Raw genomic sequence first — 12,846 nt, forward strand, 5'->3', positions numbered from 1 at the left:
CTCCTATCCCTGTTACTTCCTAATTCCTTTTTAGTGGGGGAGTGTGAACAGTTACATTTCAATGATGCCTCGGAAAAAAGCAAGATCATTGGGATAATCGTTCCATTTACCAGCAGAACCGTAGTTTAACACCACGTAATCTTCCCCGTTGGGACCACCATTGTCTGGTTGACCAGCATACCAGTTAGTGTAAGTAGATGTTTCACCACTTGCCCACCTAAATTGACCTTCTGTTACCTGATCTGTTAAACCAATCCACAACTCTTCACTACTACCAAAGGTACTGATTAACCAGTCCTGCTCTGCTTGACTGTTAATGGTGACAAGATTTCCGCCTACACTCTGTGCTTGAGCCTGAGCTTGTTGCCATGTACCAAGACTAGTTAAGAGATATGTGCTGTTGTTGTAATTGAATGTACTGTCATCATTGATAATAGTTCCCGTGACGGCTGTACTTGTGCCGACTGTATAACCAGTTCCAGAAACTAGAGTTAACGCCACAGTTTCATTACTTTCTACTGTTGCATCTCCGGTAGGGTCAATAGTTAAAGTAGCTGTATTTGCACCCGCAGCAAAGGTAATAGTTTTTCCTGTGCCGGGTGTTGCTCCTGTATAGTCGCTACTGTCGGCCGTGCCAGTAATACCGTAATTAACAGTTAAGGGGTTGGTTGTCGCTCCTGTGCGGGTGAAGGTGTACAGGAAATTGGTAGATCCATTTTCTAGTACGCTATTGGGTGATACTGCTAGGGTAATGCTGGGAGTGGAGGATGTAATTTCAATGATGCCTCTGCGGAATTGGTCACTCGAAGAATCATTCCACTTACCAGGAGAGCCAAAATTCATTTCCACATAATTTTCTCCTTCCCAGCCATTGTTTGGTTCACCTGGAAGCCAGTTAGTGTAAGTAGATGTTTCACCACTCACCCAATTGAATTGGCCTTCTGTTACCTGATCTGTTAAACCAATCCACAGCGTTTGATTAACACCAAAGGTGCTGACTAACCAATCTTGCTCCGCCTGAGAGTTGATAGTGACAAGATTTCCTCCTAAACTCTGTGCTTCGGCTTGGGCTTGCTGCCATGTCGCACTATTACTGAGGATATAGGTAGATCCATTATATTGGTAGGAATTTGCCATGAGTAGAACACCTTCTGTTTATTAGCTTTAGAAATGTTATGTTTATTCAACATAATCAACTGGTGACTGACTTCCGTACTGAGAAATACTGACTGATCGTGACTGATAACTGAATTTTATTAATACATAGCCTGTAGTTAAAAATATAATTCACCATGCCACATCTTTAACTGGCACAAAGATGAGAATATACGTATTTTCTCTCCTTGATCTCCAATCAGCAGGAAAGCAAACCCAAAACCCATCGAGTTCTCCATTAACCATGACCAAAAAAATATTAACTGGACTAAGTTCACAAGCTTACGAACACCCATTTGATCGGAAAGCTTTGGCTTCTTTACAAAGTATGCCCGGTATTTCTCCTTTGCTCAAAAAAGTCAACGAATATGGCATTGATCGTTTGCTGAGATTACAAAGTATTGCTAGTGAAATTAGAGTCACACCGCGAAATTTTCCCCAATTGTATCAACCATTATTAGAAGCTTGCCAAATTCTGGATGTGACAACTATTCCTGAATTGTATTTATTTCGAGGTACAGGACATATTCAAACCTATATTATTGGCGTAGAAAAACCAATTATTGGTATTAATATTGAAGCAATGGAATGGTTAAATTATGATGAATTGCTGTTTATTTTTGGCTATGAACTTGCTCGAATTAAAAGTCAACATATAATTTATCATCAAATAGCAATTGTGATGCCAGCATTAAAAATATGGTTAAGTAGTACCACATTAGGCTTAGGAGGATTAATCGCTAGTGGTGTAGAATTAGCATTATATAATTGGGTAATGATGGCAAAGTTCACCGCAGATCGGGCTGGGTTATTAGCTTGTCAAGATATTGATATTGCAACTACCGCATTGATGAAACTTGCAGGTTTACCAGAAGAGTATTTAACTCCTCATGTGATTGAAGATTTTCTCATTCAATCCCGCGAATTTGCCTCTAATAGTGTTGATAGTCTAGATCAAGTCACGAAAATATTAAGTTATTCACAATCTAGTCTTTCTTGGTTAGTAATGCGGACTGGTGAATTATTAAAATGGGTTGATTCTGGAGAATACAATCATGTACTGCAAGGAGAAAATGTCAATATTCCAAAAGGAGAAGAGGAAGGAGACGAAAAAGAAGGATGGAACTTTTTGACTTCTTGGTAAATAGATGAACGGAAATAAATATAGCATTCCCTAGTCTAAGAGGTTGTTTGAAAAGTTTTAGGTTGTGATTTTAGGCACTTACAGATCCCCCCTAACCCCCCTTAACAAGGGGGGAACTAGAGTCAAAGTCCCCCTTTGTAAGGGGGATTTAGGGGGATCTAAAAATATTTGATACACCATGAGGGACTTTTCAAACACCCTCTAATGAAGTACAAAATTATCTGTGTTCATCTGCGTTTATCTGCGTTTAATTCTGAGTTCTTGTACCCAATTGCATGAGAATTTATATATCAATAAATATCAAATAATATTGTAAAACAGGGCGGGCTAGAAACCCACCCCCACAGAATTTATATTTAGTTTAATTTTGCTAATCTTTCCACAAAGCAATCCCACCCAATAAACCTGTAATATTGGGGATTAATTTCACATTTAAGGGCAAATTCATATTTATTCGTACTGCTTCACCACCACCAATGTAAAGACAATCATAGTTAAATAATTGTTGTAAAGATGTTATAGCTTTTTCTAAACGTCTATTCCATTTTTTCTCACCAATCTTATCTAACGCCGCCCGTCCTAACTGCTTTTCATAGGTTTCCCCTTTCCGAAATCGGTGATGTCCCATTTCCATATTTGGGACTAACTTCCCATCTACAAATAAGGCTGAACCAAACCCTGTACCCAAGGTAATTACCAGTTCTACACCCTTACCAGCGATCGCCCCTAGTCCCTGCATATCGGCATCATTAATGACTTTAACAGGTCTATTTAACTGTTGAGATAATGTTGTCGCTAAATCAAACCCAATCCAATCACAATGGAGATTAGCAGCGGTTTCCGTGACTCCATAACGCACCACACCCGGAAAACCTACTGATACCCGATGATATTCACCTTGAGCGGCAGCTAAGACTACAATAGTGTTGATTACTACTTCTGGTGTAGCAGGTTGAGGGGTTTCTAATCTGCCTCTTTCGGTTAAAGGCTTACCTGTAATATCTAATACCATCGCCTTCACGCCACTACCGCCAATGTCTACAGATAAGGTACGAATAGATCCGTTATCTTCTAACATAAGATTTTCTCGGTTTTTTGCAACTTCTTTCGATATTACGTTGCTAAATTAGAGTCCACAGGATATGTTTTCATGAACCTCTCCCAGATGTGAATAGTGGACAGAGAAAGAACAGCATTGAAACAGACGGATTTTCAATCCGTAGGGGCGGGGTCTCCCCGCCCTCTTCTCCTCGAACTGCTAATAACCACCATATATATTTTTCCCAACCATAACTAATTGAACACCAGATTGATTTAAATTTGCTAATCTAGAAGTAGTGTAAATATTGCTGATGGTAGTGCATTTTTCTATTAAAACTATTATTTGAGCAACAATTATGACAACGTTTCACCCTAACAGCCTGCGTTCTTACAGCCAAGAGGATGTACAGCAAATTCTGCAACTAGCGATCGCCCGTCAAGTAGACGATAACGATCAAGAATTTTCCTATCAGCAAATCCTGGAAATTGCCACAGAGTTACAAATATCACCCGATATCCTCCAACAAGCGGAACGGGATTGGTTAGGTAAACAAAACGAAGTTGAACAGCGTCAAGCTTTTAATCTTTATCGTCAAAGTAAATTTAAAAAACGTTTAGGCAATTACGCAATCATCAATATCTTTTTCCTGGGGATGGATTCCATTAGTGGCGGTCTTTCTTGGTCACTTTATATCTTACTCGCTTGCGGATTAGCCATATCCTTAGATATTTGGAATACTTTTCAAACCAAAGGTGAAGATTACGAAATCGCCTTTCAAAGATGGAATCGCAACCATCAAATTAAACAAACAATCAATACAGTTTTAAATAGATGGTTTAAGGTATTTAGTCCTTAAACCTAATAATTTACTATTTATCCTCTGATAAAATTTGTGAATTATGAAATTAATTCCGAAATTCTAATATCTGTTGAGCGACAATTTGCGGTTGTTCTAAATGAGGAATATGCCCACAATCTTTAATCCAAATTAGCTTACTTTGGGGAATAGCTTTGGCAAACTTGGGAGCATCCCCAGTTCCTAAAATTTTATCACTATCGCCCCATAAAATTAAAGTTGGTTGCTCAATTTGGGCAAGTTGCGGAAATTTAAAAGCCCCATAACCGCCACTTTTGGTAAAGGCAATTAAGGCTTGAGTCCAATTAGGCATTTGTAAGTGTAATTCTCCGCAACACAAAGCATCCTCAGAGATGAGATCAGGGTTTTTGTACGCAGTTCGACAAATACTTTTACGCACTTTGGGATTCCGCAAAAATTCCGTTGCCCAATAGTCCAAAGGCGGAAATATATATTTACTTAATGGGGAATTACCTTTTAATCCCGCACTATCTATTAATACCAGTTGTTTAACTGCTTCTGGGTAAGTGAGAGTAAAATCTATAGCCGCAGCCCCACCCATTGACGCACCCACCAAAATCACAGGTTGGTTAATCAGAGTTTGCCAAAACGAGTGGAGATGGTTTTTAATCGCTCCAGAACTGTATGCAATCCCCGGTAATCTATCTGTAAAGCCAAATCCCAATAAATCTACAGCCCAAACAGCATTTTTTTCCGCCAGCAAGGGCAAAAGTCGGCGGTATTCTAACACCGAACTATCAAAACCATGAATTAATAAAATCGGTGTACCACTGTGACCTTGTTGGACATAAGTGGTGTTAATGGGTTCATTAGCTAGGAGAGTGCTAATCGCCTGACTTTGGATATTTTGAGCCAAAGCGATAGATGTGGGTTCTGTGAGTTGCCCAACTGCGGCAGGAAGAAAACTTGGAAACATAAATTCCAGTGTACATCAGTGCGTACCACCATGACCAATACCCAGTGATCAATTTAAAAAGAAAATTTCCCCAAAAATTAAAATAGGTACACAATCCCCGTAAAATAAGAATCGGTTATCCCAAAAGTAGGAGATTCAAGCCATGCCAATGGCAGTTGGCGCAATTGAAACATTAGGCTTTCCTGCGGTTTTGGCATCAGCAGACGCAATGGTTAAAGCCGCTAGTGTCACCATTGTCTATTACGGTATCGCCGAAAGTGGTCGGATGATAGTTGCTGTCAGAGGTCACGTTGCGGAAGTGCAAACAGCCGTAGCCGCTGGAATTGTCGCTGGTGAAGAAGTTTATGGTGGTGAGGTTATTACCCACTACATTATTCCCAATCCCCCGGAAAATGTGGAAACAGTTTTACCTATCCACTTCACATCTAAATCCGAACCTTTCCGTATTTTCTAAGAGAGTTAGCTATCAAAAATTGAAGTATTCCTTCATAAAAATAATTTGTAGCAACCGATAACTTTATATTCATAACAGGAGATTAAAAATGTCACTACAAGCTGTTGGATCATTAGAAACTAAGGGTTTTCCCGCCGTTCTCGCAGCAGCAGATGCAATGGTAAAAGCCGGTCGAGTTACCCTCGTTGGTTATATCAGAGTTGGGAGCGCTCGCTTTACCGTCAATATTCGTGGTGACGTTTCCGAAGTCAAAGCCGCTATGGCAGCCGGTGTGGATGCTGTAGAGAAAGTTTATGGTGGTACTCTCGAATCTTGGGTAATTATTCCCCGTCCCCACGAAAACGTAGAAGCTGTATTACCAATTGCTTATACAGCAGATGTTCAACAATATAGAGATTCTGTGGAAAATCCCATTATTGGTGCGTCTAGAGGCTAATTGGTATTTTCGGCTGGTAATGGGTAATGGGTAATGGGTAATAACTTCCTATTCCCTTTTTCCCTAACTAGCAATGTCATGATCTTCAAAACGGCTGAATCTTGAGATAAAATCCATTAATTCATCCGTCTTTATCTGCGGTTAATTATTTTTGAAATCTTATTCAATGTAGCTTCATCTTAATTTGATATTACGGTCTATTGAATTAATCAAATAGGAGTTATTACCTGCTACTAAATCGCTAAATCTAATTTCGAGGAGCGCAATATCTCTATGGCAACAGATGGGGCAAATCTAGCTGAATATTGGCAACAGCGACTAAGTACAGAATGTCCAGAACAAAGTCAGGCTACCAGAGAAAGTATTGTTAACTGGCTTTTGGGAGTAGATTTAGAAAGGTTTAATTTACTGAACCCAAAAGAATTAGAAATTGCTAAACAGGCAATGGAATATCGGTGGCGAATTCTGCACAAACGTTATTTAGGGATGGGCAGAGACAAGGCTTATCGTCAACTGATTAGCCGGTTGGGTAGTGTAGTGGCAGTCAGAAACAAAATTCAAACGTGGATATCCCTCAGCCGCGATCGCCAACGGAGTGTTGTTGATGTCCTGCAAGAAGTCCTCCAAGAATTGATGCAAAGTGACTCATATATCCAACAACAAATGACTCACATTGCCGCATTAACAACGGACAAAAGATTGCGGGACACATTACTATTTGCCAGCATCGAAGAATATTGTTTACGTCCAGTTCGCAATCAACCGATCTTAATGTACCGCTTTGTTAACTACCTGCGGCGGATGCAGCGGGGAGGCTTGACACAAGTACCTAGCAGCGAATTAGTGAAACTTGTTTCCGAGGAAATTCTTACCGAAAACAACGACAATCCAGTTAGCTTAGTTGATAATCAGGCGATCGCTCAATATCAAGAAACCCAACACCTAGAAGAACAAATAGTTAACCGTCAACTCGTACAGGAAAAATTTGAACAATACCTGTTAGAAAATATTGGACAATATGCAGTAGACTGGTTGCGCTTATATCTGCAAGGCAAATCTCAAGAAGAAATTGCCCAACAACTCCAAAAACCCATCAAAGAAGTATATCGGCTGCGGGAAAAACTCAGTTATCATGCCGTCCGCGTTTTTGCCATCAAAGGTCAACCAGAACTAATTGATAACTGGCTATCCATCTCCCTAGAAGAACATAATCTAGGGCTAACAGAAACCCAATGGCAACAACTTCCAGAAAAAATCACCCCTCTAGGACAACAAATCCTCAACCTCCGCAAAGCAGGTAACTCCATAGAAACTGTAGCCCAACAACTACAACTTAAAAATCATCAAGTTCTAGGTGAATGGACAAAAATTTATCTTGCCGCCCAAACTCTGAGGATTCAGAATTAACATAGGTAATAGGTAGTTGGTAATTGGTAATTGGTAATGAAAAATTCTGATCCACTGCCCCCTACTCTCTACTTACCATCCTTCCTTAGATATATTCATGAAAAAAGATATTATTATTGATACTTTTCCGCTTCTGAGTACATCCAGTCCAGAAACCAAAGAATGGCTGCTGAATATAGCAACTGAACATGATTATCCATCAGGACGGGCTGTTTTAATGGAAGATGCCTGGGGTAATGCAGTTTACCTTATTGTTTCCGGTTGGGTGAAAGTTCGTCGCACCAATGGCGAAGAATCTGTCACCATAGCAATTTTAGGACCCGGTGATTTCTTTGGAGAAATGGCCATTTTGGATGAATCCCCCCGGTCAACGGACGTTATTTCCCTTTCCAAAGTAAAACTACTGAGTGTTTCGAGAGAAAGTTTTCTGGAAATCCTGTTTCAAGACTCACAGTTACATCATAGAATGCTGCAACTGATGGTAGGCAGAATTCGTCAACTTAATCTGCGGTTACAAATGCGTTTGTCACCACCAGCGGTTAAACTCGCCCATACTTTAGTAAGTTTGACTGATAGTTATAGTCAAGAATCAGAACAAAGCAAGAAAATTTTTAACATTCCCCTGAAAGATTTGGCAGAGGTGACAGAAATCACCTTAGAAGAAGCTACCAAAATCATGGAAAAACTCTTTGAAAAAGAATGGATTAAAATTAATACTGCTAACAACACCATTGATCTGATTAACTACACACAACTCGTGGTTTTAGCCAGCAAACTCTAAATTTAACCAGATATAGACTCAAATCCAGCCAATATGTCATAAGTTAAAAAAGAGTGTTCCAGAGAAAATTGATTTATGACTACTACCATCAAGACTGAACCTGATTTAGCGTCCCATTTTGTTAATAGCATCTTGGCCATTAAACCCATAGCTAATCTTGCTAAACACCAAGCCAGACAAATGATGATTAAACGGGCTGAAGAAATTGGTGTGTTTTGGACAAAGGAAGTAGAGAAACTGCAAACCCGTGATTGGGGAAGCGATTTAGCGCAAGTCCAAAATCCGCAGCTAAATTACCCAGATTACTACGTTACCTCATTCCACGCCTATGAAACCGGAAATCTCAGTTGGCAAGCTGCTTTTGAAGTAGAATCTGCGGCTCATGCTGTCCACTCTAGGATTTGGCAGAAACCGGAAAATCAAGGTGATGCAAAACTCCGCCAAAGCTTTCACGATATCCTCAAAAATTCTATTTCTGAGCAGCCACAAGATGTTATAGACTTAGGGTGTAGCGTAGGGATGAGTACCTTTGCCCTCCAGGCAGTTTATCCCCAAGCCAAAATTACCGGTTTAGACTTATCTCCTTACTTCCTAGCGGTAGCTAACTATCGTAGCCAAGAACGTCAAACCCAAATTAACTGGGTACATAGTCAAGCAGAATCCACAGGTATAGCAGATGCTTCCTTTGATTTAGTTTCGATTTTTTTGATGTGTCATGAATTACCCCAATCAGCAACTCACCAAATTTTTGCTGAAGCTAGACGTGTTTTGCGTCCCGGTGGCCACCTAGCAATTATGGACATGAATCCCAAATCGGAAATTTACAAAAAAATGCCAACATACATTTTGACGCTGCTTAAAAGTACCGAACCTTATTTAGATGAATATTTCAGTTTGGATATTGAACAAGCCTTAATTGGGGCAGGTTTCCAAGCTCCTACTATTACTAGTAATAGTCCTCGTCACCGTACTATCATTGCTCAGGTGAGTGGCTAATTTATATTTGGTGTTGTGGGCAGTTATTCCCCCCCTGCTGTTTTTGTGGTTTTATTACCGCAGAACTCCTGCTGCCCCACCTTGGTTAAATTTATGTGTTTTGTTCATTATTGGTGCTATCTCTGGTTTTGCTGCTCTGGGCTTGGAATGGGCTATGGAAAATGTGGCTAACCGGGTTTTAGATTGGCAACAGATACAGCGTCATTTTTCTGGGGTGGTTTTTCGGCAAATATTAGCGATCGCTCCCATTGAAGAAGGTTGTAAATTAGTAGCAGTTATTCTGCCCATTTCCTATCTACAACGTCAGTATCATCTCCGAGCTACTACAGTTTTTTTATTTACCATAGCCGTAGCTTTAGGTTTCACAGCGGAAGAAACCTGGATTTATTTATCTCACGGCACATCTTCAATTCTCGACCGTAGCATTGGTACACCAGTCCATGCCATGTTTTCTGCTCCTTGGGGATATGCTTTAGCAATATATATTTCTGCCAGCAAAAGGTTTAATCAAAATCGGCATTTGATTTTTATTGCTTGGTTAAATTCTGTTTTCTTTCATGCTTTAGTCAATATTTTATCTATTTCTGTGAGGTTTTCAAGACCTACAAATTTACTCATTTATTGTTTATTTCCTTTACTATTATGGCTGTTTTGGCGGTTGGAACAACTACTGCGAAAACTCCAGAAAAAACATCCTTTAGAGTTAATTTCTGGACGTACATCCTCAGCCCGCACTTGGCAAAGGGGTTTAGTATTGTTAATCCTATCACTAGGCGGAAATTCTCTATTTGGATTATTTATCCTATACAGAAAAATTAGTCCTTTACGGTGGGAACTTTGGTTTGATCCGAAAATTTCCTGGTTTATAGTCCAAGAAATATTATTCAATTTTGGTTTAGGACTTTTAGCTTGGTTAATTTATCGCTATTTACGCAGTTTAGCCGGTCGTCGGTATTTATGAAAATAACGGAGAATAAAACAATGACCATTATCACAATAGATGATGAATTAATTAATGAAATTATCGCAGTCAGTCACTATGAAAATGCACAGGAAGCAGTCATCAACATATTATCCAACTACTTGCAGCAACAAAAAAAGGAACTGCCTTTATTTGAGCGATTACGTTTTATAGATGATGAATCTACCGAAGATGATATTGCCTCATTGTTTGAACGTGATCAAGACACAGGCAGAAATTTTGAACTATGACCTATCTAATTGATACCTGTGTAATGTCTGAGTTTGTTAAACAAGCTCCCAACCCTCAAGTTAGTCAATGGTTTAATCAGCAACCAATTGAACAGTTATTTTTAAGTAGTATAACCATCGCTGAAATAAAAAAAGGGATTTATAAAATCCAAAACTCACAACCTGAACGATATCAAAAACTAAAAATATGGCTGCAAAAATTAGAAATTGAATTTTATTCTCGTATTTTACCGATAAATGATGATATTTTAGATAATTGGGCAAAATTTTCTGCAAACGCAGAATTGAAAGGTAAAAAATTAGCCGTAATGGATAGTCTGATTGCCGCAACAGCGCATTATCATCAATTGACTTTAGTTACTCGCAATGTTGATGATTTTAAAATGACACCAGTTAAAATTATCAATCCTTACAATCTTGAGTGAATTTCATAATACTGAAGACGGCTTTTTGCAGTTCGCATAAAATATCCAAATATATTTTTACTAACCAAGTAATGATCTGATTAACTAGCTTTGAGTTCCTCTGTTGTACAATCTAGTTGTAAAACTTCTTAAAAAAGAGAATGTTAAGCAAAGAAACCACTTACTCGCAAGCAAAGTTGAATTTAGCAACTATCTTAGATCAGGTGTGTGACCAACAGGAAATTATAGTAATTAAACGTCGTAATCAGAAAAATGTGGCGTTAATTGCCGAAGATGAACTTTCCAGTTTATTAGAGTGTGTTTATTTATTAAAATCACCTGAAAATGCTAAACGTTTATTTCGGTCTTTAGAATGGACTCAAACAACAATAGAAACTCCTCAAACATTAGCTGAATTAAAAGAGGAGTTAGGAATATAGATCCCCGACTTCTCAAAGAAGTCAGGGATCTGGATAGGTTTAAACTATTGCCAATACTGGTTGACTTACTGCTGCATTAACAGATATGGATTCAGAATCAGCCGCATAGATTTCACAAGCGTTATTGGGACTTTCCACCAATTTAACTTTGTAAAGAGTTGCACCTAATTCAAGAATTGGCGATCGCAAAGTATTACTAATATAAAGAGCAATATTCTCCGCAGTTGGCACAACCTTATTAAAGAAAGCAACATCCTTATTTAAGAAAGTATGATCAAATGGCTCAATCACGTAATCTGTAATTATCTGATTTAAAGCCCCCAAATCAATCACCATACCCGTAGAGGAGTCAATATCCCCTTTTATCGTCACTTCCAATTGATAATTATGTCCGTGTCCATTTACACGGGCGCATTTACCATAAATTTCCGTGTTTTTTGCCAAACTCAAATCAGGGTGTGCCAATCTATGAGCAGAGCTAAAATGAGTGCTAATACTCAAATAACCCTCCATACCCTGACCTGAATAGTCTGCCCAAAGCTGATGACTTTCAAACAGTTTAACGTTGGATAGCTTCACTCCCAATCCATCAATGGGTGATTCCAAAAGACCATGAATGTAACGGGAAATATTCTCTGTAGTGGGGACAATATCGGCAAAATAAGGAATATCCTCATTGACACAAGAGTGATCAAATATTTTCACTACATAATCTTCCACCACCCTATTTAAAGCAGCCACATCCACAATCATCCCAGTCCGGGAGTCTATTTCCCCTGCTACAGCCACCTCTAGATGATAATTATGTCCGTGAGTCTGAGTACATCTACCATATTTATCAACACTGAGGTTAGGTGCTAGACGGTGAGCGGCGCTAAAATGAGTCCTGATGGTTAAATTAGCTTGTTTTCCCTCTCCTTGATAATCTGCCCAAAGTTGAGGATGTTCAAATAACTGGACGCGCACCAAAGGTAAATGGGGTGCTAACCGTTCCCAAATCACTCGCGCAATATTTTCCGTTGTGGGGAGAGTTTGTTGAAATTCTGTCCACACATCATTGAGATAGGAAAAATCTAGTTGACCGGTAACTTCCTCTTTGATGACGTGCTTCACATCGGACAGATTTAATACCATCCCATACTCATCTAATTCCCCAATCATAGAAATAAACAAGACATAGTTATGTCCATGTCCAGGAAATTTCGAGTAAGCACCAAATTTTTCTAAATTCTCGATTTCACTCAGTTCGGGGAACCAATACCGACCAACTGCTGAAAACTGATCACGGCGATTAACAATACATTGCATGAGTATACTGGGAAGAGAACTTAATATTTCTTAAACTTTGACTATTTACAGCATAAACCAATTTGTTACCTAGATGATGGTTGGAAAGTATTAATTTGTATCAAGATCCCCCCTAACCCCCCTTGATAAGGGGGGAACTAGGTCAAAGTCCCCCTTTCTAAGGGGGATTTAGGGGGATCTCAAGATTTTGAATAGATAATCAAGGACTTGTGATTTCATCCTCTTAGCGATCGCTGAATTTTCCGAAAATACTTGGTAATTAAGTAAATACAAG

The 12,846-nt window shown here is 39.1% G+C and carries 15 protein-coding genes and 1 pseudogene; 11 read left to right on the forward strand and 5 right to left on the reverse strand.

All coding sequences use genetic code 11. The features are described from left to right. Positions 1-51: 51 nt before the first annotated feature. Complete coding sequence (locus FJR05_RS27395; protein WP_168645175.1) at positions 52-1,137, reverse strand: C-type lectin domain-containing protein; 1,086 nt, start codon at positions 1,135-1,137, stop codon at positions 52-54. Between the two features lie 262 nt (positions 1,138-1,399). On the opposite strand from FJR05_RS27395, the gene FJR05_RS16820 reads away from it, so the two are divergent. Then, on the forward strand, positions 1,400-2,299 hold the full coding sequence (locus tag FJR05_RS16820; RefSeq protein ID WP_168645206.1) for a M48 family metallopeptidase: 900 nt from the start codon (positions 1,400-1,402) through the stop codon (positions 2,297-2,299). 370 nt (positions 2,300-2,669) lie between these two features. Here FJR05_RS16820 and FJR05_RS16825 read toward each other — a convergent pair whose 3' ends face one another. Then, on the reverse strand, positions 2,670-3,377 hold the full coding sequence (locus tag FJR05_RS16825) for an ROK family protein (RefSeq protein WP_168645176.1): 708 nt from the start codon (positions 3,375-3,377) through the stop codon (positions 2,670-2,672). A 319-nt stretch (positions 3,378-3,696) separates the two neighbouring features. Between FJR05_RS16825 and FJR05_RS16830 the strand changes: the two genes are divergently transcribed. Further along, complete coding sequence (locus tag FJR05_RS16830) at positions 3,697-4,197, forward strand: 2TM domain-containing protein (RefSeq protein ID WP_168645177.1); 501 nt, start codon at positions 3,697-3,699, stop codon at positions 4,195-4,197. Positions 4,198-4,246: 49 nt separating this feature from the next. Here FJR05_RS16830 and FJR05_RS16835 read toward each other — a convergent pair whose 3' ends face one another. Next, entirely contained in the window at positions 4,247-5,134 is an 888-nt protein-coding gene (locus tag FJR05_RS16835) for an alpha/beta fold hydrolase (protein ID WP_168645178.1), read from the reverse strand. Positions 5,135-5,276: 142 nt separating this feature from the next. On the opposite strand from FJR05_RS16835, the gene FJR05_RS16840 reads away from it, so the two are divergent. From FJR05_RS16840 to FJR05_RS16880, 9 genes are all read left to right on the forward strand, one after another. After that, positions 5,277-5,588 carry a carbon dioxide-concentrating mechanism protein CcmK gene (locus FJR05_RS16840; RefSeq protein WP_015083687.1) on the forward strand — a complete coding sequence of 104 codons (312 nt, stop codon included), beginning with the start codon at positions 5,277-5,279 and terminating at the stop codon, positions 5,586-5,588. Between the two features lie 88 nt (positions 5,589-5,676). Then, the gene (locus tag FJR05_RS16845) at positions 5,677-6,024 is read left to right on the forward strand and encodes a carbon dioxide-concentrating mechanism protein CcmK (RefSeq protein WP_168645179.1); all 348 of its coding nucleotides are present in this window, start codon (positions 5,677-5,679) and stop codon (positions 6,022-6,024) included. 273 nt (positions 6,025-6,297) lie between these two features. Continuing rightward, on the forward strand, positions 6,298-7,431 hold the full coding sequence (locus FJR05_RS16850) for a HetZ-related protein 2 (protein ID WP_168645180.1): 1,134 nt from the start codon (positions 6,298-6,300) through the stop codon (positions 7,429-7,431). Between the two features lie 97 nt (positions 7,432-7,528). Further along, positions 7,529-8,212, forward strand: coding sequence for a Crp/Fnr family transcriptional regulator (locus tag FJR05_RS16855; RefSeq protein ID WP_168645181.1), 684 nt, complete (start codon positions 7,529-7,531; stop codon positions 8,210-8,212). 75 nt (positions 8,213-8,287) lie between these two features. Beyond that, on the forward strand, positions 8,288-9,208 hold the full coding sequence (locus tag FJR05_RS16860; RefSeq protein WP_168645182.1) for a class I SAM-dependent methyltransferase: 921 nt from the start codon (positions 8,288-8,290) through the stop codon (positions 9,206-9,208). After that, entirely contained in the window at positions 9,201-10,169 is a 969-nt protein-coding gene (locus FJR05_RS16865; RefSeq protein ID WP_168645183.1) for a PrsW family glutamic-type intramembrane protease, read from the forward strand. Before FJR05_RS16860 ends, FJR05_RS16865 begins: the two co-directional genes overlap by 8 nt. Positions 10,170-10,189: 20 nt before the next feature. Beyond that, positions 10,190-10,420 (forward strand): type II toxin-antitoxin system VapB family antitoxin, encoded by a 231-nt coding sequence (locus tag FJR05_RS16870; protein WP_168645184.1) that lies wholly within the window; start codon positions 10,190-10,192, stop codon positions 10,418-10,420. Next, the gene (locus FJR05_RS16875; protein WP_168645185.1) at positions 10,417-10,845 is read left to right on the forward strand and encodes a type II toxin-antitoxin system VapC family toxin; all 429 of its coding nucleotides are present in this window, start codon (positions 10,417-10,419) and stop codon (positions 10,843-10,845) included. Before FJR05_RS16870 ends, FJR05_RS16875 begins: the two co-directional genes overlap by 4 nt. A 140-nt stretch (positions 10,846-10,985) precedes the next feature. Continuing rightward, entirely contained in the window at positions 10,986-11,264 is a 279-nt protein-coding gene (locus FJR05_RS16880) for a type II toxin-antitoxin system Phd/YefM family antitoxin (protein WP_168645186.1), read from the forward strand. Between the two features lie 39 nt (positions 11,265-11,303). Here FJR05_RS16880 and FJR05_RS16885 read toward each other — a convergent pair whose 3' ends face one another. Continuing rightward, positions 11,304-12,155, reverse strand: a complete 852-nt coding sequence (locus tag FJR05_RS16885) for a 6-pyruvoyl tetrahydropterin synthase family protein (RefSeq protein WP_371416905.1) — start codon at positions 12,153-12,155, stop codon at positions 11,304-11,306. Between the two features lie 33 nt (positions 12,156-12,188). Next, positions 12,189-12,572, reverse strand: a pseudogene (locus FJR05_RS28015) (6-pyruvoyl tetrahydropterin synthase family protein); the annotation flags it as partial. Positions 12,573-12,846 lie beyond the last annotated feature (274 nt).

The organism is Dolichospermum sp. UHCC 0259 (assembly GCF_009711935.1).
Classification (GTDB): domain Bacteria; phylum Cyanobacteriota; class Cyanobacteriia; order Cyanobacteriales; family Nostocaceae; genus Dolichospermum.